Below are 26,522 nucleotides of genomic sequence, written 5' to 3' on the forward strand. Positions count from 1 at the left end.
AGTTATATTTTTTAACTGTGTAGTCAGTAATACAGAATATCAGTATGGCTAAGTAGAGATGGAGTCAATATAGCTTCCGCAGGCACTTTAAATAAGGGGGAAATTTATATGAGCAATGTAGCAATTTCTGTAAAAGGGGTTAAAGAAATCCTTTAAAGACAAAGAAGTATTAAAGGAGGGGATTTTGAGGTTCGGCGTGGATGTTGGTGTCAGGCACCGTAAAAAGACAGTTGTCTTTTGATGGTGCCTGACACCATTTTTCAACTTTTTTTTGCTTACTTAATTTAGTTAATAACCAGAGTCTTCTGAGGTAAGATTATCTATCAGTTTATAATCATATTTTTGTAATGGCTTCTCTGCAGGTCCTTCCAGCACTTCCCCTGCATACGAGAATCTAGAACCATGGCACGGGCAATCCCAAGATCGTTCACCATTATTCCATTTCACTTCACACCCCATATGAGTACAAGTTGTATCTACGATATGAAGCATACCCTCTTTATCTCTATAAGCCCCTTTTCTGTGCCCATCAATGTCAATAACAGCCCCCTCATCGTTGGCTAGATGATGGATACTCTTCTGAGGAATTTCTAATTTCCCTTTAATTAAATGACTAACAACGTTCGCATTTTCCGTTAAGAAGTTTTTCAGACTTGGATTCGGATGAAAACGGGAGGGAGAATATAATTCCTGGTATTTGTTCTTTTTTCCTAGTATGATATCACGGAATAAAAGCGCAGCTACGGTTCCATTTGTCATCCCCCATTTCCGATATCCACTAGCGATTAATATATTTTTTTGACCAGGGGTAATTTCGCCAATGTAAGGAATCTTATCCAGTGTAACTAAATCTTGAGCTGACCAACGGTATGTAATATTTTCAATGCCGAATACTTGTTGACCGAAAGTCTCCAAGGCCTCGTAATGTTTGAGTGTTTCCCCTCCTTGTCCTGTTTTATGACTTTCTCCAGATATAAGAATCATTTCTTCGCCATTGATTGTTGCATAGCGGAGAGATCTTTTCGGTTCCTCGGCACTAATATACATTCCACCTGGATATTCTGTTTTTATTTTAGCAGCAATAATATAGGAACGGTCTGCATGCATTCTTGTAGAGTAAAGTCCTGCCCCTTCATAAAAAGGGAAATGAGAACAGGTAAGAACGTATTTTCCTGTAATTCGAGCTCCTCCACGGGTAAGCACGACGGGGTGTTCGCCAGTTTCTATATCTACAGCTGTTGTATTTTCAAAGATGTATCCACCTTTTTCGGTAATTATTTTTGTAAGATGAGCCAAGTATTTAAGTGGATGGAATTGTGCTTGATTTTTCATAACAAGTGCATTAAATATTTCTAAATCGAAAGGGAGTTTATTTACGAGTTCGCCTTCAATAAGAAGCTCCTTATAGGCATCTGCCTCTTTTTCTAGTTTAAGTGCATATTCTTCTGTTGTGCTATAAACATACGCATCTTGCTGAGTGAACTCACAATCAATTTGATGTTTATTGATTGTTTCTTGAACAAAGTTTAAAGCATCGGTGTTCGCCTCGTAGTATAATCTTGCCATCGTGTTCCCAGCATAGCGGATTAGTTCTTCATAGATTAAATCATGCTGGGCAGTGATTTTAGCTGTGGTATGTCCTGTTGTCCCGTTCAGTAATTTGTCTGCTTCGATAATAGCAACTTTCAGCCCTTCATTCGCCAGCAGATAGGCAGAAGTAATGCCTGTAATGCCACTACCTACAATAACGACATCAACTTGCACGTCATGCTCAAGGCGGGGGTACTCTGATAAATGAGTCGTGTTTATCCAATATGATTCTGCGTTAGGCGGTAATTTTCCATTGTAATTAGCGTTGGTAGTCACTATATAAATCCTCCATCTAATAGGTTAGGTTATATCTTTATTATTTCCATTTACTAGAAGGATGAAACTTGCAAATAATGGAGTAAGGAGAATATACAATGCAAATATACTGGACTAAAATAAATAAGACTATTGAGGAAACGCTAGAGGTTAAAACATATCTATTTGACCGCCAGAAAGACTTTATATGGGAGGTTGCTGCTTGACACCATTTTTTCCCTTACTCCCCATGCGCAAAGGAAAGAATTTAAATTAATTTAAAAGTAAATTAGCTATAGTATGTAGATAAGCAGTTGGTGACAAAAGATGAAAACATCAATAATCAGTATCTGGTAATCTAGATTAGCCTTTCATTTTTTTCTTCATCAGCTCATTACCAAATGGACTTATTATTTAACAACGGGGATTAACATGCAACAAATATAAAACGCTAACTTCTAAAGAGCTAAAATAATTTTACGAGAGACTTAGGCACAACCCGTCAAAATCGTTAGTGAGAAATTTAAAATCTATTAATTGTGTATTGGAAATCACGTTATAGGGTTTGAATTTTCTCAGTCTATAATTGTTGGGATATTCTAATAGCATCACATATTAATAAAAAAAATATAAAATAATTACAATGGGACAAGGAGACTGTCTCCCTAGTCCCTTACTTTGCTATAATTATGTCATCAAATATGATATTCGGAGTGTAAAAATAAATGAAAAAGAATAGATTCAAGCATGATGATTTTGAAGATGATACAAACGATGAATTTTATTTTATAGCTGGTCACACGGATGGTGGTGCAACATTTGGACTTCATTGGGAAGATATTATCCCAGAAGAATTGAATTTCAGACCAGCTATCAAAAAAGATGCAGAAGAAGTTGTAGAGCTAATTCATCTTGCAATTGGAGATATCGCTGAGCAGTTAACCGGTCAAACGAAGATGGAAAATATTCATGCGACTCTTGCAAAATTTTTTCGTGAAGAAAACAATCGTCTTAGCTATCAAAATGTGATAGTTGCGGATATTTTTGACGAGATAACTGGAATTATCGTAACTTATTCTGGAACAGATGCTTACCAATTGGACAAGCCTCTACTTGAACGTTTAAGAAGAAAAACAAGGAATCAGAACATTAACTTTGATCAAGAGGCGGATATTGGAGATTTATATATTGACACGATTTCTGTCTCACCAAAGTTTCAGGGCTATGGAATTGGGTCGAAATTGCTGAGAAAGGCTGAAGAATTAGCGTTACAGAAAGGATATGAGCGAATATCCCTCAATGTCGCCAAGGATAATCCCGATGCAAAAAAGTTATACACTCGTATGGGATATCAAGAAGTTAAAGAGATACAGATTAATGGTCATACTTATGACTATATGGTGCATACATTGAATTTTCATGCTAGTAGGGATTAATTTATGCTGTTTCATCCACTGTCTATTTCGGCGATTTTACAAAGGAGAGCATCTTCTTAAATTAGGAACCAATAAAGCAAGAGCGATTGAGTGATTCAAGCGGAAGCGAACATTGATGTGGAACGCGATAAGTAAGGATAATTTAATATACTAAATAAACTTATAGAGTCATATTAGAAAAAATTTAATTGTTAGATGGGTAAACGTTTTAATTAATTTATGATAATAGGACAAATGGAATGAAACGGAATGGTCAAGGGTTTAGAAGATTGTAGTGAAATGATAGCTCAACTATTAATGTTTCATGGGACAAGAAATCTGTCCCATGGTCCCTTTAGTATCCTGGATAATAAGGATTCGAATATGGATATGGGGATGGATAAGGATAGGCATAAGGGTATGGAGCAGGTACTGGATAAGGAGCTGGTGTTGCTGCCGCGCCAAGTGCTAATCCTGTAAGAGTACCTAATGCAAACCCTCCTCCTGGATAATTTCCACCTTGATGAGACCAGTTTCCACCATGTCCCCAATTTGGATGTCCGCCTCCATGTTGATGCCAATTAGTGTGACCACCATGGCCTCCTGATGGATGACCTCCACCGCCATGATGTGACCTCATACCTGTTTGATTAAAATTCATTATTGTTTTGGGCCCCTTTCCTTTAAAATCTCTATATCATATGCCTATCCTATCCAAATGGATATAATATAGTTGGTAAAAAAACAACCTCACCCGTAGTTAGGGAATGGGATATTTTCCAAATAGTATTTCAAAGTCGGTGGCACCATTTTTTTGTGACACCATTTTAAATGAAAGTTGGGGTTATGCCTTTACAAATTTGTGGTATAACAACCATGAAAACATATCTTATTTTTCAGAATTCAATTGAGAATCGTTTTCAGCAAATGGAATTTAGTGTATAATCTTCGTGGGGAAGCGGAACCTAACAGTATGCTCATTTCTGCTCATTAAATACAAGGAGTTTGATTATATGGATAATAAACATAATCAAGATACAAACGATAATATTGAAGTCTGGGAGGATCTTGTTCAAATAAAGGATTTGGTTATGGCACTAGTTATTTGTAGTATAACGACTATGGGTGCCTATTTTATCGCGCCAAATGAAGCGCCAAAGCCATTGTTTTTTGGCCTTGCTGGTGCACTTATTGGGTTTATCATTTGCAGTTTTATTATTAAGCCAAAAAGAAACTTTAAGGGAACAGGAGATAAATAATGGACATCGTATTAATTATAGAGATGATTGCTGCTGCCGTATTAGCAGCTGTTTTATATACAATAATCGGTGTTGCACCAGGGACAGATGAAACGGCTGTTTTAGCACCGGTGACGTTAGCGATCGTATTGGCAGGGGTAGAGCCAATTGTAGTTTTAACCTTCTTTATTTCTGCGATTGTGGCCAATAAAGTAACAGATTCGATTCCGGTTGCTCTCGCTGGTATTCCTGGCGGGGTGATGGCGACTCCGATGGTGGAGCATGCACTCGTGTTAAAAAAACATGGCATGCCTGATATCAGTATTCGCAAAATGGCATCCGGTTCTGTCATCGGGACGCTCGTTTCGGTTCCCGTAAGTTTACTGATGGCACAAGCTTTAATCCCATTTTCTGATGTCATCAAAGAATACGCAAATCCTCTCTTTTTCATTGGTGCCGTTTTACTTGCATTAATGACAAAAAATAAGTTGTTAGCCCTTGTATCGATTCTTCCATTTGCTCTATTAATTGAAGGCTTGCGCTATCTTTATTGGGGAATTGGCGTTGTACCAGAGGAAACGAATGTCTTCACTTCTTTCTTCTTAGGAATCACAATCGGTCCCGTCATTCTGACCTTGTTTGAACTTTTACATAAAGAAAAACGAGATAGTATGCCAAGATTTCCGAAGAAAACGATTGATTTTGCGCAAACGAATCCCGTTAAAGGATTCCCAAGTCCCTTTAAACTATTGACTAAACAGGAAACTGGATCGAGTATGCTTGCTAGTTTTATTGGCTCGATTACCTTTATTATGAGCCCTGTTGGCATGACTATTTTCCTTGGAGAACTTTTTTCAAGCAGGGTCAAAGATCCGGTGAAAAAGGCTTCTGTAGCTATCGCGTCTATGGAGGGGCTGACTAATGCTACCTATATTTCTGGAACCTTGATTCCGTTAATTGCACTCGGTATCCCATTGTCTCCAATGGCGATTGGTCCAGCAAATGCACTTTTTAATGCACCGCCAGTGTTTACAACAGAGCATAATCTGCATCACCTCTTATCGAATGCAGACTTTGTCTGGGCAACTCTCATTGGTGCAACGATTGCCCTTGCGATCACGTATTTTGTTACCGTAAAATATGCCCACAAAATCTGTGCTTTTGTGTTCCGGTGGGTTCCCCACGAAGCAATCCTAGGACTATTTTTTGGACTTGTGCTATTATTAGCTTTTATGGACGCTGGTTTTATCAATATTATCGGTGTTCTAGTCATTGGGTTATTTGCTGGTATGCTTCATCGATGGGGCGTGAATTATGGCGTACAGTTTATGATCCTTTATTCAGCGCCATGGATTATTACTTGGTTTTAAAAATTAGACAAGAGATATTCATCTAGATGAACATCCAATTTTTCTATGAAAGTGGGGATATCGATGCTTGAAACTCCACAAAAAGTTGCGGTAGGCCGAGCACATAGTAAATTGATTTTAATTGGAGAACACTCGGTTGTTTACGGACAACCAGCAATTGCTTTTCCATTTAAACAAATAGAAGTAAAAGTAACAGTGAAAAATATCGGGGGAAATGCGATACAAATCGAAAGCCCTTTTTATCAAGGACCGATAGAACAGATTCCTGAAAAGATGGAGGGAATTGGTGATTGTGTCATCCAAACATTAAAGGTTCTTGAGCAACGTTCTTCAGGATTAAAAATTCAAATTGCATCCTCGATTCCAATTGGACGGGGATTAGGTTCAAGTGCAGCGATTGCGATTGCACTTGTTCGCGGTCTTTTTGCCTTTTTTAATCAAAAGCCCAAGCATAGTCAACTGATGACATTGGTGGAGCGTGCGGAAAAATTTGCTCACGGAACGCCAAGTGGAATTGATATGATGGCGGCATCTAGCGCCAATCCAATTTGGTTTCAAAAACAACAAGAGGTTGAAAGTGTGAAAATAGGTGCTCCCTTTCATTTGGTCGTAGCAGATAGCGGCAGGGTTGGCGATACTTATTCAGCAGTTAAATCGATTCGTGATAAGTACGAAATGAAACCAGAAAAAATCGAGGAATCCATTACACTACTTGGCAAATGGACGGAAGAGGTTCGTTTAGGACTAGCAGTTGGTGATTATCAAAAGGTTGGCGAAAAATTAAACCTAGCACACCATCATTTAGCCTTGTTAGGTGTCAGTGATGAAGGATTAGATCATCTCGTCGATACGGCTCGAACTTCTGGAGCAATAGGCGCGAAATTAACAGGTGGTGGCCGTGGTGGTTGTATTTTGGCACTAGTAGAAAATGAGACTATCGGCAAAAAGGTTGCGGATGCCTTGATACAAGCTGGTGCTGCTCAAACATGGCGGTACACGATAGCTAAATGCTAATTATAAAATGAGGAGTGTGGTTAATGGAAGCGATCGCTCGAGCTCACACGAATATTGCATTAATAAAATATTGGGGAAAACGTGATTCCAAATTGTTTTTACCCATGAACAGTAGTTTATCCATTACATTGGATCATTTTTATACAGAAACAAAGGTACAGTTTTCTGATCAGTTTGAGAAGGATTCCCTCGTATTAGATGGAAATCAAGTTTCAGAGCATGAGCTAGTAAAAATAACAGCGTTTCTAAATCATGTACGTAATCTTGCAGGTACCAATACCTTTGCAAAGGTGACATCGGTGAATCATGTGCCAACAGCTGCTGGATTTGCTTCTTCGGCTTCTGGATATGCGGCATTAGCAGCAGCAGCAAGCAAAGCATTACAATTAGATTTAACAGGTACAGAGCTTTCTGCTTTAGCTCGTCAAGGTTCTGGTTCTGCTTCTCGCTCTATTTTTGGAGGATTTGTTGAATGGCAAAAAGGAGAGAAAACGGACGGAACGGATTCGTTTGCGACACAAATCATAGACGAAAAAGCGTGGGATGTGAGTGTTCTATCTGTTGTGGTGGAAGCTGGTCCTAAGTCTGTTTCGAGCAGAGATGGTATGCAACGGACAGTAGATACATCGCCATTCTATGATGGCTGGTTAGCTACTATCGAAGAGGATTTAATACAGATTAAGGAAGCAATTAGCACTCGTGACTTTACGAAGCTAGGGGAAACTGCTGAAGCGAATGCCATGAAAATGCACGCTACGATGCTAGGAGCAAAGCCACCATTTTTATATTGGCAAAGTGCAACATTTGACGTTATGCAAAAGGTCATGGAATTGCGCCAACATGGCTTAGAAGCTTATTTCACCATTGATGCAGGTCCAAATGTAAAAGTGCTTTGTGAACCTAAGAATGAACAGATGATAAAAGATAAGCTAGCTGATTTACCTTCTGTTCGTGATGTGATTGTATGTCATCCAGGACCTGGGATTCAGTATTTATCTGAATAGAATGGATAATAGCAAAAAAGATAACTGTTTAAATTAGCACTTTAAAGGGAGTGAGTCTGGATGCACGAAATCAAAGTTCCAGGGAAACTTTTTATTGCTGGGGAATACGCCGTATTGGAACCAGGCTATCCAGCAATTGTGGTAGCAGTTGATAGGTATATTACAGCGAGAGTGGCAACTAGTGAACGACAGACTCTTTCTTTGCCACAGTTAGGTCTTCCTAATGTCGCTTGTCGGTTTGAACAAGGGCAAGTCGTTTTTGAAGAGACAGATGCAAGATTGGATTTTATAAAAAATACATCTGATGTGGTCCATCAATATTTACGTGAAAGGTCGATTGAAACCAAGCCTTTTTCCCTCACGATAACGAGTGAATTGGATGATGCAGATTCTGGCCGAAAATACGGATTGGGTTCAAGTGCAGCAGTAGTTGTCGCCGTTGTAACCTCTATTTTAAAGTTATATAGAGATTGCTTGTCTGTTTCTAAAACCCTTATTTTTAAACTTGCTGCAATTGCTCATTATCAGACACAGGGGAGCGGTTCCTGTGCAGATGTGGCAGCATCGACCTATGGCGGTTGGCTCCACTATACAGCGTTTAAAGCGAGCTGGTTAAAAGAAAAGATTATGGAGCAAGGATCTATTTCTCCATTGTTGGAAGAGACATGGCCATATTTACAGATCGAGCAGCTAGAAGCCCCTGAGGAATTAGTACTTGCTGTTGGCTGGACAGGTAGTTCTGCCAAAACAGCTTCTTTGATAAAAAAGATCGAGCCGCTTAAAAATCAAAATTCCACTATTTATGGAGAATTCTTACGTAAAAGCCGTGATGCCGTTTCTACTATGGTTGAAGGCTTTAAACATAATAAAATGGAGTTAGTGATGGCAAGCTTATCCGCTAATCGGTCGGCATTGTTAGAGTTAAGTCAAGAGACTGGTGGAGCAATTGAAACGATTCATTTAGAAAAACTAATTGCAATTGCTAATCATAACGGAGCCGGTAAATCGTCTGGAGCAGGTGGCGGCGATTGTGGAATTGCTTTTACAAGTACAGACAAACTTGAACAATTACATAAAGAATGGCAGGAGGCTGGTGTCGTTCCTTTAGATATCCACCCTGCAACCAAATATAATTAGACTGGAGTTTGTAGAATGACTGATTCAATTGACAAAAGAAAAGCCCAGCACATTGAGTTGGTTTTAAATGAGAAAGTAACAGGTGATAACATAACGACTGGTCTTGAAAAGTATCGTTTTTTACATAATGCCTTGCCTGAAATTGATTTTGACGAAATTACATTAGACACAACGTTTCTAGGTAAAAAGATGAAGACGCCTTTCTTGGTAAGCTCGATGACTGGTGGAGCTGCAATGGCGGAGACGATTAATCGAAACCTTGCCATTGCTGCAGAGGAACGAGGTTGGGCATTTGCCTTAGGTTCCACAAGAGCGCTCATCGAAAATGAAAAATATCGAGAATCCTTTCAAATTCGAAAATATGCACCAACCATCCCAATCATCGCCAATTTAGGTGCGGTGCAGTTTAATTATGGATTTGGAATCGACCAATGTAAACAAATTATCGAGATGACAGAAGCAGATATGCTCGTTCTCCATTTGAATAGTATTCAAGAAATTATTCAACAAGAAGGAGATCGTAATTTTAAAGATCTGTTAGGGAAAATCGAGCAAGTATGTACACAGCTAGATATTCCCGTTGGAGCAAAAGAGGTAGGCTTTGGAATCGATGGGACCATCGCCAAAAAATTGACCGACGTTGGAATCTCCTTTATCGATGTCGCAGGTGCAGGCGGTACATCATGGAGCCAAGTGGAAAAGCTGCGCTCCAAAGAGAAAATTAAGAAAATAGCAGCCGAAGCTTTTACTAGCTGGGGGATTCCAACTGCTGAATGTATTGTTTCCGTTAACGAAGCGATTGACAAACCAATCATCGCCAGTGGTGGAATCAAAAATGGAATGGATGCTGCTAAGGCTATCGCGCTTGGATCAGATATGGTTGGTTTCGCCCGTTCCATTCTAAAAGAAGCGACAGAATCACCAGAAGACCTGATAGAGGTTTTTGAAATCAGAGAGCTAGAACTGCAGATGGCTATGTTTGGAATTGGTGCGGCAACTATTGAAGAATTGAAGGGAACAGATAGGATTAAGTAGGGAAGCAGAGGGACGGTTCTTTTGCTTCCTTTTTGGCTGTCTTTTATACTATATTAAATGTACACTTAATACTTTTTAGCATATAGAGTAGAGGCTTAGGTCTTAGGTAAGAACCACATCTAAAGTTTTCCTATATCTAATAGAATGTTAAAATTTTCTTTAGTTTGATAAAAGGTACTGGAAAATGGTATAAGTGTAAAAGAATCAAGAAATATGTACTTATTAGGGACAAGGGGTCTGTCCCCTTGTCCCTTTGAAAGGATTTGAATAGATATGACAGAAAATTTTTGGCGTGACTTGCCTCGGCCATTTTTTGTGCTTGCACCTATGGAAGATGTGACGGATGTTGTTTTTCGCCATGTGGTGAGTAAAGCAGGTAGACCGGATGTGTTTTTTACCGAGTTTACAAATACGGAGAGCTATTGTCATCCAGAGGGTAAACAAAGTGTCCGTGGACGACTAACTTTTACAGAAGATGAACAGCCAATGGTTGCACATATATGGGGAGACAAGCCTGAATATTTTCGCCAAATGAGTATTGGTATGGCGGAGCTTGGATTTAAGGGGATTGACCTTAATATGGGCTGTCCTGTACCAAATGTGGCAGCTAAAGGGAAGGGCAGTGGGCTTATCCTACGTCCAGAAGTCGCTGCAGAATTAATCCAAGCGGCGAAAGCGGGAGGATTACCTGTAAGTGTGAAGACAAGACTTGGTTATACGGAAATAGAAGAGTGGCGCGATTGGTTAGCACATATATTGGAACAAGATATCGCCAATCTTTCTATTCATTTACGTACAAGAAAAGAAATGAGCCAAGTGGATGCCCATTGGGAGCTAATTCCAGAAATCAAGAAGCTGCGTGATCGTATCGCACCAAATACCCTTTTGACAATCAATGGGGATATTCCTGACCGTCAAACTGGCTTGAAGCTAGCTGAACAATATGGTGTTGACGGGATTATGATTGGTCGTGGAATTTTCAAAAATCCATTTGCCTTTGAAAAAGAACCGAGAGAGCATAGCAGTAAGGAATATTTGGATCTCTTAAGATTGCAGCTGGATCTCCATGATAAATATTCAAGTGAATTAGAACCCCGTCCATTCCAAGCTCTTCATCGCTTTTTTAAGATATATGTAAAAGGATTTAGAGGGGCGAGTGAATTGAGAAATCAATTGATGAGCACCAAGTCGACGGATGAAGTGCGTGCGATGCTTGATGGATTTGAGATTGTTGAGTGAGATTAGGGGATAGTAGACTAAAGCGATTCTCCAAATATATAGGCTAATATTAAATGGGTATGTGTGTTTTGTATAAAACTCACACACCCATTTTTTGCATTGCCTGAAACTTGTAAGTCAGCGTTTCTAAAAATATTAATAGTCCATATTACATAAATTGTTAATTCTTTAATAGAAAGTAAATCCTAGCTCTATGATAAAATAAAAGTACCGATAGAGGGGGACTAAAGCTTGATAAATAATGCATGGAAAGATTATTTATATAAATATATCTTATTGAAAAATGAGGAGCTTAATTTACTGGACATTAGAGAGAATAATGGAATTTTAGATATTCCTGTGATAAAAAAGACTTCTCGAACTAGAAGGACTGTTGCGATGTTGACGGTGGGGATTAATCATCAAATTAACCCTCCAGAACATTTGGTGAGTGGCTTTGCAAGTCCAAAGTCTAAGAAACAATTTGTACTTACAGATGAAATTTATGAATTTATTCGTAATGCATGGATTATTAGAGAATATCGCTTGGCAAAAGACGAACGAACTGTGAAAAGTGAACAGTTTCGCATGGGATTGTCTTTATTCCAATATAAAAAACAAATGGAGGCTGAACAAGAAACATTGAGAACTGAATCCATTCTCGAATGGAAAAATCAATGGATTAATATAAAGAATTGTTCTTCCGCGCATAATCATGAACGAATAGACAAGCTTAATAGATTAAAAGATATATTAGATGAAATTGTAGCAAAAGATAAAATTAACAGTATTAATTCTACTTGGAGATTTCAAAAACAACTTTTATTTCTACACTTTTTAGTAGCTTTTTATCAAATTTCAATGGTCGAACATCATTTTGATTGGAAGCAAATTGGTGCAAGGTATTACAGGAAAATAGGCGGATCAAAGGAATTTGATGCATACAAAAAGGAATTTATTGAGGTTGCCGAAGAGTTACTTGAGTATCCATTACATTTACTTGGGCTAAGTAGTTTAGGTACGATTACTTCCATATATTTTACTGGACCAATGCAGGGGGATAGTGCTTCATACAATTATGGAGCAATTCATGCAACTACAGATTTAGCGGTTTTCACCGAGGAATTTAAAACGGAAGCCGATGTATTGTGGTTAGTTGAGAATAGAGGGATTGTAACGCGGATGGGTTATGAAAGGGATTTTTTAATAGGCTCTAACAGTTTTATATTAGGGATAGATGGCCAGTTAAGGTCCGCGCATCGACGATTAATTGAACAGTTGGCTTCTACTGTTAAACAAGTGATTATTTGGACAGATGTTGATGAAGCAGGACTCATCATTGCTAAAGAAGTAGGAGAAACGGTACAAAAATTTCAGGCAATAACTAAATGGGTTGTTCCACCATTAGAAGTCGCACTAAATTTTGAAGAGTTTCAATCGCGATATGAAAGAGCTATACAGGTTAAGAAAGAAGAACAGGAGCAGGAGATTGGAGGAGTAGAACTTTGGAAAAAATGGATCAATCCTTAATTTCTATTTTTAACATGGATATGGAGAAACCAGAGCTACTCCAAACAATGCGGGATATGGCTGCTTTAGCTGGTGTTTTGAATGAATTAAGTGATAAAGAATCATTTCAGGCTCCAAAGAATGTATTACGCTTTATACGCATACTTAATCTCATTAATCAGGAAGCACTTGGTATCACTGATCCAATTGAAAATGAGGACACACTCTTTTATCGGTATCGTCACACATATGGATACGATGAAGAGATGACTATTGAATATGTGAAGCACTTAATCTATATATTAGGGAAATTTAATTGGATAACGAAGACAGCGAAGCGCATTAAGATGCGCGATTTAGGAAAAAGAATGATGGATGTATTAATTCGATTGGCAAATGATTCACTTGCTTATTATATGAATGACGATGTGGCCAGATCCTTGTTTCAAGCAAAAAGAGATGCAGAAATTAGTGAAGCTTATGATGACAAAGGTATTTCTGGAGGAAATAAATTAGCTAGTATGATCAAGAATGTAGAAGAAGCAATTTTATTACTAAAGGAAAGAGAACTAGAATATTTAGCTGATCGAAATGCGTTATCACAAGTAGAAGTAATTCATCAACTGATGAAAGAATTGGAAATGAAAATGGTGGAACGTCTAGCTAAATTTGAGACATTGGATCAGGAATTAGTATTTGCATCTATCAAGCAGAGGGGTATGACAGCTATAAGTGAAGGAACCAAGATTAGCCTTGGTACCATTAACAAAATTTTGAAGTTTGCACATATACAAGAGACTAATTTTATTGAAACGATACAACCAGATTTACTAAGAAATTTTATCGTGCAAACATTTGATCCGCCAATGGGTTCAGATATTCCAAATGCTCATCAAATTCTTAGTTTTATGGAACAAGGACAGTATGAGGATGAAAATATGGAGGGCCTTTGGGTTCCGATTAAATTCGCTAGCCCATTATCTCCTACCGCTATTGTTGAAGGTATAGACTATATTGAGAATTATGAACCTATCACAGATGAAATTGAAGAAAAGATGGATGCTGATTTTCAAGAGATTGAAGAAATCATGGAGGAGAAGTTAGAAGAAGTAATGGGTGATTCAAAATGGCAAATGACGAAGCAAATGATTCATACCGAGCATATTGAAAAATACCTTGCTGAGGTAGAAGAAGCCGGATTAGATGAGTTAGTTATACAAGCTGGCTCTGAAAAATGGAGTGATGTATTAAATGGTTTAATCGGAGTATCTGCACTGGTGGCAAATAAAAAGGCAGATATTGATGAAAAAGCAAACCGAAAATTACTAGGTAATATGGAAAAAAGAGATTGGAGGTGGACCGATGATGAACAAGGAAGCTATGGAATTAGAAAACGAGGCAAATGAATCTATTAACAATAATCCCTTGTATGCATTACAGTCGCTACAAGGATTTTTAACTAAAGAAGAAGAGCTTACTTTTATGCAAATTTTATTTTCCTCCTCGGCAACGATTCGACAGGGGAACTTTGGGCTTTCCCGCAAAGAGGTGGAGAAATTACTTGGAGCAAATGAGGAAGAAGCATTTTTTTCTTTTTTAAAGCGAGTAAATCAAGCAGTTAGTCGGTATTTCAAAGTTGTTTATGATGAACGAAGAAATCAAGTAGTGGTGTTGATGCGTGTCCCTGCAAAACAAGCAAGAAATGTGTTAAATAAAGAGAGCTTGGCGATTCTTATGTTTATTTTTTACCATCAAGAAGTGCTTCAAAATGAATATACATTATTTTCTCAATTGATAAATAGTTTCGGTCATGAATCCTTACAGGTAACAAGAAAAATTCAAGCTAATTTAGATCCACTAAAAAAAATCGGAGCAATCGAAATATATAATACTAACTCGGATGAAGAGGCTTACCAATTAACAACCATTGGTACCCATCTATTTTCTGATTCATTTTTACGAAGATACGCAGAGTTCAGTCAATCCAATCAGCTTCATATGGAGGATGTTCTTCGCTTCTTTAAGCGCTACAACATGAATGGAGGTTTACAGAATGATACCTTGGAGGATTAGATTTTCAGGAATTAGGGATTATATTCCAACTGTAATGGATTTATCTGGGGAACTCGATCATATTCTTATCTCTGGACCAAACGGAGCAGGTAAATCAACCGTCACATTTTGTATAGGTGGGGTTCTTTATTCCAGTAAAGTAGACGTGGAAGGACTAAAGTCTAATAATCTGCCTTCTGATCATACTTGGCGAGCAAAAATTGATTTTCTATTCAAAAATGCAGGGAGAATTAAGGTGGATGCCCCTCTTTTTGTTCAATTCCGTTTGGAAATTGAACAAAAACCTGGAGAGCCAATAAAGAGAGAGTTTTATATTGAAGAAGGGGACGAAATTGATAAATGGGAGCGAACCACGAAATTCACTAGCGGCGGTAATTTGAATTTTTCGGAATATAAAAATCAAGTGCTATATAAGTATGCTGTCGATCCTGATGCTTTTTATTTGATTTGGTATCAAAAAGAAGTAAATCAGTTTGCAGTTATGCATCCAGAGGAACGTTTTCGAATTTTTAGTGAGATGAACGGTATTGATAAAATCCAGAAAAACTGGGAAGAAAGTAAGGAGCTTGTTAAGGAAACAGAACAAAGCTTAAAAGAAGCAGAAAGCAAACAAGGTCTCAATAAAATGCATTTAAAGCAAAAGAAAATGGAACTTGATAGGTATCATGATCGTAATCGGCGACGTGAAGAAGGCTTTAACCAATATTTCAGAGGATTAAAATGGTTAGAAGCATACTATCTAAAGCAAATCGACTCTTTGAAATTTCAAATTGAAGATTTATTAGAGGATAAAAAGGAAAAGATTGATACCAATCAGGAGATTAGAATTCATTTTGTTGAGAAAAAAGAAGAACTTGAACAGTTCAGGACGCTGCTTAACCAGCTTGAAAATCAAGATAATGAATTTAGAGTAGAAGTAAAAGAAATTAATGAACAGCTAAAAGAGACGAATGAAAAAATAAACACTATTTCCGACCAGATTTCGGAAATCACAAAACAAGTTGACCGTATTGGTATGTCAGAAGAGGATGTGTTAGTAAAATTAGGGGAAGCAGAGAAGAAATATAAAGAGATAGATGATTCTATTAAATCAATGATTACAAAGGCACAAAAACTATGGAATTATCTGAATGACTTAACTTCAAAACAAGCAAAATTGTCTCTAGAGATTAAACAGGATAAAGAGCAGAAAAGAAAATTCAAAGATTTGATAGAAACATATAAAAGTAGTAATGCGATTCAAGGGGAGATGGAAACAAACAATCGTGATATAGAACGAAATAAAGATAGATTACGAGAGTTGAATGAAAAGAATCAAAAGATTGAAAAAGAGCTGTCTCTCTTAAAAAATAATAAAGTGTATAATCCTCGTCAAGAGCAGTCCATCCGATTTTTCGAAAAAAATCAAATTGATGTTTACCCGTTACGAGAACTTGTGGAATTAGATGAGACAGCTAGCCAGCAAGATGAATATTTATTCGACACGATTAAATATACTATATTCGTTAATAAAAAAGTATTTCAAGCACCTAATGATCTATATCATGTTTCTTTACCCGACTTAGTCCCAGATAAAACATTGATACATTTACCTGACAAACATTTAAAGGTTAAAGATCATCTAGATGACTATCTTTATCCATATGCAATAAAAGCGCTTTGGTGGGTAGAATCATTTTTTAAAGAAGAGAAACCTTTAATCCTTAATGGCCAACTTATAGATAATAAGGGGATTCGAGGACCACAAGAGGGAAAAAGAATTATTTTAAGTGAAAAAGTACTGAAATTCCACCAAGTTAAATTGGAGGAAGAGTTAACTCAGCTAAAGAAAGAAAAGCTTCAACTGGAAAAGGAAATACAGGAGCTTAACAATCGAAACTCTATCTTATTTAGCAGGAGAGAGTCACTTAAAGAGGCAGAAGCCTTTTTAACGAAAGAAAATGAAAGAGAATGGCGGCAGAGTCAGTTTGAAAAGGTAAGCAAAGAGAAAGAAGCTATAGAGAATGAATATCAAATGATTCAAGATGAATTAAATGAACAAAGCAAGTTATTCGCTAAATGGGAACAAGCTGTGTCAATCCACCAAGAATATTTAGAAATCTACCAACGCTTTCGGAAAGAACAAGCAAAAATATTGGAAGTTCAAAGATTAAATAGTCTACTAGCTGAACTTCATCGAAATAAAATAGAAAAAAACAATCAATTAAATGAGATTTCAGATACACTAGATACAAAACGTCGTGAAGAAAAACAGTTAATTAGGAAATTAGAAGATTTAGAAACCGATCTTGATTATCAAGATCGAGAAATCGAACAAATTGAAAGGCAAATAAAAATAAGATCTGAAGAGCGTGTATCAAACGAAGAGGGATATTCTCGTACAAGAAAAGAAGTACAAAAGCTTCAAGAAATCTCGGGAGATTTAGTGGATAAGTTCCATGATGAGATGGGGCATTTCTCTGAGTTGACAAAATCTCAATCAGAGGAATTACGTAATAATGGGAAAGTAACCTTTGATTTTGCGATAACTGAACCTGGGATAGATGAAGCAGCTCCAGAGAACTATGCAAAAATGAAAGAAGAATATGATCGATCAGAAAATGAAGTGAAAAAATCAAAAATTTTATTAGAAGAATATTCAGAACGAATGGAACAGTTTAAAGAGGATTTAGAAGATACGATCAATATGAAAATCATCGGTGTGAATCAGAAATTTATTAATTATATGTCTATATTCGGTTTTGAAGGAAAAATTGACTGGGATATGAATACCGATCGCCGAGGACAAATTCGCTATACTTTATTTATTAAAGCAAGAAAAGAAGGACATCGTGGAAAGTTAGAGGATGTAAGTGTTAAAGCACGAGGTGGGAAAGTTGGGAAGGGAGTCTCAGGTGGAGAAGAATCACTCAGTTCTTTATTGTTTGCACTAGCATTATTACAAACAATCGAAGCATCGCCAGGATACATCGTACTAGATGAATTTGATAGTGCACTTGATGAAGGAAGAAAGGAAAAAGTGTTTGGATTATATGAACAAGAATTGCAACGGAAAATGATCATTCTTACTCCAAAATCTCATGAGGAAGATTATTTATATCGTTTCTCTAAGGCTTATGTTGTGCACCACAATCCCAATATACCTAAAAGTACAGTGTTTAAAGTCAAACGAGTTAGAGATAAAGTGACTGATTAATTGATCCAATAGAGATAGGTATTCAGTTCCCATACAAGTAAGTTGTAAAACCATTTAAGAAATAAGGTATGATGTCATTAGGTCCGTAGCTTATACACTACTATTTCAAAGATTAAGTAAAGCAATAATTAAAATAGTTTCTATTCTAATAGTAGAAAGTTCCGTTTTCGGGTGCATTCTAATTAAATAACACAAGAATTGACGTATGAATTGGCATACGTCTTTTTCCTTATTTATCAAGGTTTCTATGGAATTACCTTACCTTTGGCATAGTAATGATGTCAAGTCTTCTGTCCTTTGCAGTGCCGTTTTGAGTATCGAGGGTCCGCACTGTGGTTGTGGTATAAGGTAAAGCATCTGAGGTGAAAAATAGACGGAAAATTTTCGCTTATTTAGTAATTATTATTAAAAAATGCTTAAATAGACGGAGAGAATCCGCTTATTGACTCGGAAAATGCGAAAAAGAGAGATTTTGCTTTGCATAATCGGAAAACCTACCCTTATTTATCCCGAAACAAGCTCTATTTTGCATTTAGCCGGAAAACCTCCGCTTATTTTCCTTTTGCCGGTTACTCGATTCAGGACAAAACATATTATTTAAAAGGGAGTGAGTCCGAGAGATCCTATTTAATCTTATAAAAATATGTGGCGATTGATACGAATGATTTGTCATTATTACCAAAAACTAATTTAATTGCAAATATTGTCTATTCGATGCAGCCGAATGCTATTAAAGATATGTTTGTGGAAGGGAAGCAGATTGTCGGGGATGGTAAGCTTTTGACCATTTCAGAGGAGGCTATCGGGAAGCGAGTGAATGCTTTTTTTGAAAAGACTAAGGAAGAAATGAGTAGAGGTTAAACGAAAAAGAATAAGCGTATGTTAGGGCAGGGGATACCTTGTCCTTTTTCAGTTGTGAGCAGATGGGAGCTTGCTTCAATATATCAACTAAGTGTTGTAAAAGGTCATAGATCTTTGTCTTTTTTCATTAAATGGAACAAGAATATATTTTTCTACTTTTTCTCTCTAACAAAGGATGTAGTAGTAGCAAACTATGTAATAGGCATCATTTTGTATTCATATAGTTATAGACTGAATAATAGAATATGTTATTATTTGTAATAGAACCATTGGTAATCGCTTACAAGAACATTAGCTAGTTGTAAAAAATCTGTCTGAAACCTAATCAATAGAAGAGGTGTTTAAATGGAATTCCTAATTAACCAAGACATGTTAAAAAACGTAACGACAACGGATGATTCTGGCTCCTTATTTTATCAAGAAAAAGAGGCATTTAGTGGAATACATAAAATAGCTAGAAAGGTTATGGGGGACGTGGAGCTAGTATTTGGCTATGCGCCACAAGCGACTACAGATAGAAAAAAGCTTGGGAAGCATGCTGTTTTATATGGAACCTTAGATCATAGCCCAATGCTTCTTGAATTGGAAGAGAAAAAGCTGATTGATCTGTCAGAAGTGAAAGGAAAGAGGGAGGTATATTTATTTCAAGTCATCGATCATCCCTTTGAAGAGGTGGAAAAAGCGCTAGTAATCGCTGGGAGTGATAAACGTGGTACAATCTATGGTTTGTTTCATTTATCAGAGCTCCTTGGTGTTTCTCCATTGGTAGATTGGTGTGATGTCAAACCGAAGCGGAAAGAGTCATTCTCATTAAATGGAGATTTAAAATATCTTTCGAAAGAGCCGTCTGTTCGTTACCGTGGCTTTTTTATCAATGATGAATGGCCAGCTTTTGGAAACTGGACGACGAAGAATTTTGGTGGCTTTAATGCGGAAATGTATGATCATGTATTTGAATTGTTGCTGAGGTTAAAAGGGAATTATCTATGGCCAGCTATGTGGTCTGCCCGTTTTAGTGAGGATGGACCAGGCTTGTTAAATGCAGAACTTGCAGATGAATATGGGGTAGTCATGGGTGCATCCCATCATGAGCCTTGTTTGCGAAATGGAGAGGAATATAAATATTTGCGTGGGAAGGACTCTATTTATGGAGAAGCTTGGAATTTTATTGCAAATAGAGAAGGGATTACGAAGTTTTGGGAAGATGGTCTGAAGCGGAACGGAAACTTTGAAAATGTCATTACGGTTGGGATGCGCGGGGAAGCGGATACAACTATTATGGGGAAAGATGCTACCCTTGCAGATAATATCGAATTACTGCGAGAAGTCATAAAGACGCAGAATCAATTAATCCAAGAAACGATTAATCCCAATCTTTCAGAAGTTCCGAGAATGCTAGCTTTATATAAAGAAGTGGAGCCCTTCTTTTATGGGGATGAACATACACCGGGCTTAATCGGCTCCGAGGAGCTTGAAGATATCATCCTCATGCTCTGTGATGATAACCATGGAAATCTGCGTACCTTGCCAACCGAAGAAATGCGTAGCCATTCAGGTGGGTATGGGATGTACTATCATTTTGATTACCATGGCGGACCAATTTCGTATGAATGGATAAACAGCTCTTATCTTCCAAAGATATGGGAGCAGATGACAATGGCTTACGATTTTGGCGTTCGCGACTTATGGATTGTAAATGTAGGAGATATTGCTACACAGGAATTCCCGTTATCCTATTTCTTGGATTTGGCTTATGACTTTGAAAAATGGGGAACTTCTGCAAAAAATAAGACAGATGATTATACGAGAAAATGGATTGATACCCAGTTTGACGGCGTATTTAATGAGGAGGAAAAGGAGAAGGTTTTTGAGCTCCTAACAGGCTACACGAAAATGGCACATAATCGCAGACCAGAGCATATGAATGCTGAAGTTTATCATCCGGTTCACTATATGGAAATAGATCAAGCATTAAAGCAAATCGATTATCTTTTAAATGCTGCGGATGAGCTATATAAGCAAGTGGACACAGAGAAATTATCAAAGTATTTCTCTTTGGTCTATTATCCAGCTGTAGGAAATTTGAATTTGCAGAAGATGTGGCTACTTACCGGGAAAAATCATTATGATGCCAAGCTTGGTAAAGTAGAAGCAAATAAATTAGCGGAACAGATTAGAGCGTGTTTGAACAGAGATAGAGAACTAGTAGAGCAATATCATACCATTGATAATGGGAAGTGGTATGGAATGGGGATGTCAGAGCATATCGGTTTTACAAACTGGAATGAAGAAGGCTGCCAAAATCCAATTGTTATGCAGGTATTGCCTGCTAATAAACCGCGATTAGTCGTTTCAATAGATGGGACCAATCAGCATTCAGAGGGCCCAGCGTGGCATAATAATACGCTGTATTTAGATGCCTTCCTACAGCCACATATAGAGGAAGCCACATTTACTATTTCTAGCATGAGTGACAAAAATGCGGACTTTACAATCACTTGTGAAAATCAGTGGCTAACATGTTTGAAGACAAGTGGCAGCTTAGATGGTAGAGAAAAAACAACGGAAGTCATTCAGGTGAAGATTAATCGTAAGAAGATGAGCGACGAGACAGAAGGACGTATTGTCGTAGAAATGCCTTGTGGCACATGTACCATTCTAGTATACGCGTCAAAAAGTGATTACAGGGAATTCTCAGAACGAACCTTTGTAGATACAAATGGCTATATTGCGATAGAAGCAGAGCATTATTTTTTAAACAAGGAAGCGGTGACTCGACAGGGGGACATTTACCGATTTGAAGTGCTTGAGGGCTATGGCAAGACATTATCTGCGATGAAGGCTTTTCCGACAACCATGCATTTTAAAGCAGGGGAGAATGCACCTTATCTGGAATACCATTTTGTCGTACAGGAAGCGGGAACGCATGAAGTAGAATTATATCTGCAGCCTTCTAATCCAGTCACGAAGGATAATACGTTATTCTGTGGTATCCAAGCAAATGAGGATGACATCAATATTGTTAATATTATCCCAGAAGAATATATCGTTGGGAAAAGTGACAATTGGGGAATGGATGTGCTGAATAATATCCATAAATACTGTCATCGAATCGAGTGTAAAGCAGGATTGAATACACTAAGAATTTATGCAGTAAGCCCAGGATTTGTATTGGAAAAGCTAGTAATTTATCCTGAAGGTAAGACGCCGGCAGCTAGTTATTTAGGACCGACGGAAACTTATTATGTGGGGAAGTAACATTTAAATAAGGAAAAAGCAAGTAGAGATAAATAGCTTATTTTTCTCTACTTGCTTTATTTTAGTTCTATTTCAGAACAGCCTCTTTTTCATTGGTATTCTATTTTCTTTCCATAAACAGACCAATTACCTAGAAACTTAAAGTAAGCAAAATCGTACTATTACCAAAGACGAAAAAAGGAAAGGAAACGATAGATGGGAAACATGACTTTTGAAAAAGCGGTGAAGGAAGAGAATAAGCGCCAGTGGAAAGATCTTGTACTGGGTATCCTTTATATTGCTTCAGGAATAGCCATTGCCTTTGGGGGATTAGAGGGAATGGAGCATTTACAACGTAACTATTTTGCTACGGCTGATTCTTTCTTAATAACTACTGTAATGCATCCTCTGTATGAATTGATGATATTCTTGATTGCTTTGTTAATTATTCCTACCTTTTTAGAATTCATTTTTGTAAATCGGGCGAAATTGACATTTAAGAAGTACGCAAAAAGATTTTTATGGTTGATTTTCCTTTGTATACCAGTTATGTATTTGGCGTTTTCCAGTTATTTAATAATAGAAGAAAACGGCGTTATTTATGATCCCTTTTGGCCTGGTGAAAAAAAGACATACGCGTGGGAAGATATTGATTCGGTAGTTGTTGATAAGGCAAGGTCGAAGCAAAAAAGTTTTGATTACTATGTTAATTTCAAAGATGGAACCAATGTAGATATTTGGGGAGATACAAGAATGAAAATAGAAGAGCTGAAACAAATAGATGATCGAATCAGGGAAAATGGAATTCCCAAATATATCGCCGATCCTCCATATGAAAATGGGATTAAAGGAAGCTACAAGAAAAATCCAGAAAAGTATAAAATGCTGCAGCAAGTCATCAGTGAATAATAGGATTATACGACTGAATGGCTACCAAAAGGAGGTGTCAAATGGAACAGGACATAAATGAACTTTATGCTTTTGATTCTTTCTATACAAGAGAAACGGATTTAACCTATTCTAATCAGTTTAAAAAGAAAGATAAATGGGGGAATATCATCGGTAGTGTTTTCTTTTTCGGAGTAGCAGTTGCTTTAATTGGGGTGGCTGTCCATGTATATTTAGTAGAAGCCTTGGTTTGGCCAGTAATACTCATTGGATTATTTACGATATTGCCGATAGCCATTGGGATTGTGTTAGCAAGACATACACGCAAAATCCTTGATTACGACGTGTCTATTGAACTAGACCAACAAGGTTTCAGCCAAATAATAAAAAATCGAAAAACTCAAGAAGTGCAGGAGTTCCATCTTCCTTTTGAAACAATGGAAAGTGTGACAATGGGACGGTTTATTGTCGTTCTTACGGGGAGAAAATACGGTCCTGGTACCTATTGGATTTGCATAGAATTAGCCATGAAGGGACGCGCGCAAGATGGAAAAATGGCATTGAAACGATTCCCTTTAAAAAATCCAGATGAAATTCAACTGTGGATTAAACAATTTCAACAAAATAATATCCCCATCTATTTTACAAATACCCTAATAAAAGATCTACCATTAGAAGAATACGACAACATTAAAAAGGTGAAATACCCGAACGAATCAGGAGAGATTTCGCTAGCTTATAAAACAGAAGGAGTAGTGGCGCCTGTTAGTTGGGAGGGGAAGAGGGTTTATTATTAAGTGGATATCTACTTATAATAAATCTCCGATGAAAAACAAGAGGAGGATGTGGCTCTAGGCCATAGTGATTATGATGATAGCAATCTATTTTATTATTGGTAGTTTATATTTTTTGTATTACGGGATTAAGCTGAAAAATGATAAGAAAAAGGATATTAGCTTCCCGTTCATCGTTAGTTTTCTTCTATTTCTATTTGGGACTTTTAGTTTTTTTGATTATGTTATTGGAAAAGTAATAGTTGGCATACCGCTTATTATCTTCATATTCGGCAATAAATTTTTAAGAAAAATGGAAAGGCGGAAAAAAGCTTAATACTTGTGTGAAAAAGCACCTACTAGTGATAAGCAGGTGCTTTTCTGTGTAAATGTGTAAGTTTCTTTAAACTCCAGGAAACCAACCAGGAGAATGGATAATCGCATTCCAAAGAGGATCAGGAATGACAAGCTCTTTCTGCTTTTCTTTATTAATCACTGTAATAATCGTGTCTTCTTTCCCCTCGGCAACTTTTTGTACCCAATAGGGGTCAATAATAAGCTCTCTGCCTAAAGCGAGAAGAGGTATTCCTGATTCTAGAGCTTGTTGTGCATCTGCTGCACTGTAAATCGAACCAACTCCGATAAGTGGAACACGATTATTGATTGTTTCAAGCAAATAAGCGATGCGTGTTTTCGTTAAGTCTTCCACACCTCTTCTTGGCGTGGAATGGAAATCTTGGAGAGAAACATGCAAATAATCCAAGCCTTTGTCTGCGAGTTTATCGACTAGAGCAAGGGTATCTCCCATTGTAATTCCAGGTGTCTCAGGTTCCTCTGGGGAAAAACGATAGCCTACAATGAACGGAGAGGTGGCGTATTTGTCTACCACACTTTTTACTTTGTCAATAATCGCTAACGGAAAAGTCATCCGTTTTTCAAGGCTTCCGCCAAAGCGATCTTCTCGACGGTTGGCATGGGGAGAGAAAAATTGTTGAATAAGGTACCCGTTTGCTCCATGAATTTCCACACCATCATAACCTGCTTCAATCGCACGTCGTGTTGTTTCCCCGAAAGCATCAATAATAGCTTCTACCTCAGATTCTGATAAAGCTCGTGGAACAGGATTTCCACTTCCTTCAGCAGGTATATCACTAGCACTTACAATATCTCCATTTACTAAGTCAGGAGGACACATCCGTCCGCCATGGAAAATTTGGAGAACTGCTTTTGCCCCTTGCTGTTTAATGCTTGAGGCTAATTTCGTTAAGCTAGGAATAAAGTCGTCACTATAGGCAGCGAATTCGCCTGGAAACCCTTGACCATTACGCGTAACGTTTGTGCATGCAGTAATTACCATACTGATTCCTGCAGAACGATGTGCGTAATAGTTTACTTCATCATCTGTAACAGTTCCATCTTGATTGGAAGAAAAATTGGTCATGGGAGCCATAACCACTCGGTTTTTTAGTGTTACTCCATTGGGCAAGGTAAACGAAGATAATAGCTCATTTTTAATCATCTATTTATGCTCCTTTACAAAAGTATAAGCGTAATCATATACAAATTAATTCATTATGTAAATTATATTGCTTTGGTAGTTTTTCCGGTTTTTATTATGAATAAACGCAGGAAACTAGTTTTTAAGATTTTTCAGGAAATATCAAATTGACAGTAGAAATTACCTATGCTAGACTGATTTTAAAGGATTGTTACCGCTTTATTGTGGGCTATACCTATTTTTTGTTGTAGATGAAGAAAATAAAAGAATAGGGACTATCTTATGAATGTATTAAAAGTGATAAATAATAATATTGTATTGTCTAGGAATCAGGATAATCAAGAGCTTGTCGTGATGGGTAAGGGGCTTGGTTTTAAGAAAAAGGTTGGAGACATTATTGATGAGTCTAAGATTGAGAATATGTATCTCAGTTCAAAAGAGTGGAGTGTCAATAAATTAACCCAAATGCTTTCCTCGATTCCGATGGAACATATTCAGGTAGCTAATGAAATCATTAGCTTTGCGAAAGTTTCCCTTGGGAAAAAATTAAGTGAGAATATCTTCTTAACATTAACTGATCATATCAGTTATGCGATTGAGCGCTATCAAAATGGAATGGAAATCAAGAATGCTCTTCTTTGGGAGATTAAACGATTTTATAATCATGAGTTCTTGATTGGAAAAGAAGCGTTATCGATTGTAAAAAACCGACTTGGGGTAGATTTGCCAGAAGATGAAGCAGGTTTTATTGCTTTGCATATCGTAAATGCTGAGCTTGATATGGGAGAAGTAAGCCGAGTTTCTGAAATAGCAAAAGTTATCCAAAATATCCTTAATATTGTGAAGTATCATTTCAAAATTGACTTAGATGAATATTCGCTTAATTATGAACGATTCATCACCCACTTGAAATTTTTCTTTCAACGAATGTTTAGTGGTGTTAAATTGGATGATGCAGGAACGTCAAGTTTCATTTTCATGCTGAAGGAAAAGTACACGGATGAGTACGCTTGTGCATTGAAAATTAGGGAGTACATTAAAAAGGAATTTGGAAGAGAACTAGAAGAAGATGAGTTAATCTATCTAACGATTCATATAAAAAGAATAACCAGTGATTAGGATTGTTACTGATAATGCAGGCTATACCTAAATGAAACCTCTACTTGTTAGGAGGGTTCATTTAGGTATTTTTTTATTCCTTTTAATCTACT

Annotated in this window: 20 protein-coding genes and 1 pseudogene; 18 read left to right on the plus strand and 3 right to left on the minus strand. The window is 37.3% G+C overall.

The features are described 5' to 3' along the window. Window positions 1-288: 288 nt before the first annotated feature. Window positions 289-1,866 carry an FAD-dependent oxidoreductase gene (locus NYE52_RS04425; RefSeq protein ID WP_341191944.1) on the minus strand — a complete coding sequence of 526 codons (1,578 nt, stop codon included), beginning with the start codon at window positions 1,864-1,866 and terminating at the stop codon, window positions 289-291. A gap of 98 nt (window positions 1,867-1,964) precedes the next feature. Between NYE52_RS04425 and NYE52_RS04430 the strand changes: the two are divergent. After that, window positions 1,965-2,060: pseudogene (locus NYE52_RS04430) on the plus strand (dihydropteridine reductase); the annotation flags it as partial. A 510-nt stretch (window positions 2,061-2,570) separates the two neighbouring features. After that, a complete protein-coding gene (locus NYE52_RS04435) occupies window positions 2,571-3,281 on the plus strand; it encodes a GNAT family N-acetyltransferase (protein WP_341191945.1) in 711 nt (236 codons plus the stop codon). Between the two features lie 334 nt (window positions 3,282-3,615). On the opposite strand, the gene NYE52_RS04440 is transcribed toward NYE52_RS04435, so the two are convergent. Beyond that, window positions 3,616-3,921, minus strand: coding sequence for a hypothetical protein (locus tag NYE52_RS04440; protein ID WP_341191946.1), 306 nt, complete (start codon window positions 3,919-3,921; stop codon window positions 3,616-3,618). 352 nt (window positions 3,922-4,273) lie between these two features. On the opposite strand from NYE52_RS04440, the gene NYE52_RS04445 reads away from it, so the two are divergent. The 15 genes from NYE52_RS04445 (at window position 4,274) to NYE52_RS04515 (ending at window position 23,837) form a co-directional block, all read left to right on the plus strand. Further along, window positions 4,274-4,519 (plus strand): hypothetical protein, encoded by a 246-nt coding sequence (locus NYE52_RS04445; RefSeq protein WP_341191947.1) that lies wholly within the window; start codon window positions 4,274-4,276, stop codon window positions 4,517-4,519. After that, the gene (locus tag NYE52_RS04450) at window positions 4,519-5,868 is read left to right on the plus strand and encodes a tripartite tricarboxylate transporter permease (protein ID WP_341191948.1); all 1,350 of its coding nucleotides are present in this window, start codon (window positions 4,519-4,521) and stop codon (window positions 5,866-5,868) included. Before NYE52_RS04445 ends, NYE52_RS04450 begins: the two co-directional genes overlap by 1 nt. 63 nt (window positions 5,869-5,931) lie before the next feature. Beyond that, a complete protein-coding gene (gene mvk, locus NYE52_RS04455) occupies window positions 5,932-6,882 on the plus strand; it encodes a mevalonate kinase (RefSeq protein WP_341191949.1) in 951 nt (316 codons plus the stop codon). 23 nt (window positions 6,883-6,905) lie between these two features. Continuing rightward, entirely contained in the window at window positions 6,906-7,886 is a 981-nt protein-coding gene (mvaD, locus tag NYE52_RS04460; protein WP_341191950.1) for a diphosphomevalonate decarboxylase, read from the plus strand. Between the two features lie 60 nt (window positions 7,887-7,946). Then, entirely contained in the window at window positions 7,947-9,023 is a 1,077-nt protein-coding gene (locus NYE52_RS04465; RefSeq protein ID WP_341191951.1) for a phosphomevalonate kinase, read from the plus strand. Window positions 9,024-9,038: 15 nt separating this feature from the next. Then, a complete protein-coding gene (gene fni, locus NYE52_RS04470; protein ID WP_341191952.1) occupies window positions 9,039-10,058 on the plus strand; it encodes a type 2 isopentenyl-diphosphate Delta-isomerase in 1,020 nt (339 codons plus the stop codon). A gap of 273 nt (window positions 10,059-10,331) precedes the next feature. Continuing rightward, entirely contained in the window at window positions 10,332-11,297 is a 966-nt protein-coding gene (locus NYE52_RS04475; RefSeq protein WP_341191953.1) for a tRNA dihydrouridine synthase, read from the plus strand. Between the two features lie 231 nt (window positions 11,298-11,528). Next, window positions 11,529-12,806 carry a hypothetical protein gene (locus tag NYE52_RS04480; protein ID WP_341191954.1) on the plus strand — a complete coding sequence of 426 codons (1,278 nt, stop codon included), beginning with the start codon at window positions 11,529-11,531 and terminating at the stop codon, window positions 12,804-12,806. Further along, the gene (locus tag NYE52_RS04485) at window positions 12,782-14,191 is read left to right on the plus strand and encodes a hypothetical protein (RefSeq protein WP_445669090.1); all 1,410 of its coding nucleotides are present in this window, start codon (window positions 12,782-12,784) and stop codon (window positions 14,189-14,191) included. The genes NYE52_RS04480 and NYE52_RS04485 overlap by 25 nt, the downstream gene beginning before the upstream one ends. Next, window positions 14,151-14,858, plus strand: coding sequence for a hypothetical protein (locus NYE52_RS04490; RefSeq protein WP_341195112.1), 708 nt, complete (start codon window positions 14,151-14,153; stop codon window positions 14,856-14,858). The genes NYE52_RS04485 and NYE52_RS04490 overlap by 41 nt, the downstream gene beginning before the upstream one ends. After that, on the plus strand, window positions 14,839-18,054 hold the full coding sequence (locus tag NYE52_RS04495) for an AAA family ATPase (protein WP_341191955.1): 3,216 nt from the start codon (window positions 14,839-14,841) through the stop codon (window positions 18,052-18,054). Before NYE52_RS04490 ends, NYE52_RS04495 begins: the two co-directional genes overlap by 20 nt. A gap of 666 nt (window positions 18,055-18,720) precedes the next feature. Beyond that, entirely contained in the window at window positions 18,721-18,915 is a 195-nt protein-coding gene (locus tag NYE52_RS04500) for a hypothetical protein (protein WP_341191956.1), read from the plus strand. Between the two features lie 345 nt (window positions 18,916-19,260). Then, window positions 19,261-22,173 carry a glycosyl hydrolase 115 family protein gene (locus NYE52_RS04505; RefSeq protein ID WP_341191957.1) on the plus strand — a complete coding sequence of 971 codons (2,913 nt, stop codon included), beginning with the start codon at window positions 19,261-19,263 and terminating at the stop codon, window positions 22,171-22,173. A gap of 195 nt (window positions 22,174-22,368) precedes the next feature. Next, a complete protein-coding gene (locus NYE52_RS04510) occupies window positions 22,369-23,061 on the plus strand; it encodes a hypothetical protein (protein WP_341191958.1) in 693 nt (230 codons plus the stop codon). 41 nt (window positions 23,062-23,102) lie between these two features. Next, window positions 23,103-23,837: a hypothetical protein gene (locus NYE52_RS04515; protein ID WP_341191959.1), complete on the plus strand. Its 735-nt coding sequence runs from the start codon at window positions 23,103-23,105 to the stop codon at window positions 23,835-23,837. Window positions 23,838-24,216: 379 nt separating this feature from the next. Here the strand turns inward: NYE52_RS04515 and NYE52_RS04520 are convergent, their stop codons facing one another. Continuing rightward, window positions 24,217-25,332, minus strand: coding sequence for an NADH-dependent flavin oxidoreductase (locus tag NYE52_RS04520; RefSeq protein WP_341191960.1), 1,116 nt, complete (start codon window positions 25,330-25,332; stop codon window positions 24,217-24,219). A 261-nt stretch (window positions 25,333-25,593) separates the two neighbouring features. Here NYE52_RS04520 and licT point away from each other — a divergent pair, with 261 nt between their 5' ends. After that, window positions 25,594-26,430 carry a BglG family transcription antiterminator LicT gene (gene licT, locus NYE52_RS04525; RefSeq protein WP_341191961.1) on the plus strand — a complete coding sequence of 279 codons (837 nt, stop codon included), beginning with the start codon at window positions 25,594-25,596 and terminating at the stop codon, window positions 26,428-26,430. Window positions 26,431-26,522: the final 92 nt, after the last annotated feature.

The sequence above is a fragment of the Niallia sp. FSL W8-0635 genome (assembly GCF_038007965.1).
GTDB lineage: Bacteria > Bacillota > Bacilli > Bacillales > Cytobacillaceae > Niallia.

What these genes read in the sequence shown, in the direction of transcription:
- NYE52_RS04435 (WP_341191945.1), top strand. Translation starts at nt 2,571, where the DNA reads ATGAAAAAGAATAGATTCAAGCATGATGATTTTGAAGATGATACAAAC.
- NYE52_RS04440 (WP_341191946.1), bottom strand. Translation starts at nt 3,921, where the DNA reads ATGAATTTTAATCAAACAGGTATGAGGTCACATCATGGCGGTGGAGGT.
- NYE52_RS04445 (WP_341191947.1), top strand. Translation starts at nt 4,274, where the DNA reads ATGGATAATAAACATAATCAAGATACAAACGATAATATTGAAGTCTGG.
- NYE52_RS04450 (WP_341191948.1), top strand. Translation starts at nt 4,519, where the DNA reads ATGGACATCGTATTAATTATAGAGATGATTGCTGCTGCCGTATTAGCA.
- mvk (WP_341191949.1), top strand. Translation starts at nt 5,932, where the DNA reads ATGCTTGAAACTCCACAAAAAGTTGCGGTAGGCCGAGCACATAGTAAA.
- mvaD (WP_341191950.1), top strand. Translation starts at nt 6,906, where the DNA reads ATGGAAGCGATCGCTCGAGCTCACACGAATATTGCATTAATAAAATAT.
- NYE52_RS04465 (WP_341191951.1), top strand. Translation starts at nt 7,947, where the DNA reads ATGCACGAAATCAAAGTTCCAGGGAAACTTTTTATTGCTGGGGAATAC.
- fni (WP_341191952.1), top strand. Translation starts at nt 9,039, where the DNA reads ATGACTGATTCAATTGACAAAAGAAAAGCCCAGCACATTGAGTTGGTT.
- NYE52_RS04475 (WP_341191953.1), top strand. Translation starts at nt 10,332, where the DNA reads ATGACAGAAAATTTTTGGCGTGACTTGCCTCGGCCATTTTTTGTGCTT.
- NYE52_RS04490 (WP_341195112.1), top strand. Translation starts at nt 14,151, where the DNA reads ATGAACAAGGAAGCTATGGAATTAGAAAACGAGGCAAATGAATCTATT.
- NYE52_RS04495 (WP_341191955.1), top strand. Translation starts at nt 14,839, where the DNA reads ATGATACCTTGGAGGATTAGATTTTCAGGAATTAGGGATTATATTCCA.
- NYE52_RS04505 (WP_341191957.1), top strand. Translation starts at nt 19,261, where the DNA reads ATGGAATTCCTAATTAACCAAGACATGTTAAAAAACGTAACGACAACG.
- NYE52_RS04510 (WP_341191958.1), top strand. Translation starts at nt 22,369, where the DNA reads ATGGGAAACATGACTTTTGAAAAAGCGGTGAAGGAAGAGAATAAGCGC.
- NYE52_RS04515 (WP_341191959.1), top strand. Translation starts at nt 23,103, where the DNA reads ATGGAACAGGACATAAATGAACTTTATGCTTTTGATTCTTTCTATACA.
- NYE52_RS04520 (WP_341191960.1), bottom strand. Translation starts at nt 25,332, where the DNA reads ATGATTAAAAATGAGCTATTATCTTCGTTTACCTTGCCCAATGGAGTA.
- licT (WP_341191961.1), top strand. Translation starts at nt 25,594, where the DNA reads ATGAATGTATTAAAAGTGATAAATAATAATATTGTATTGTCTAGGAAT.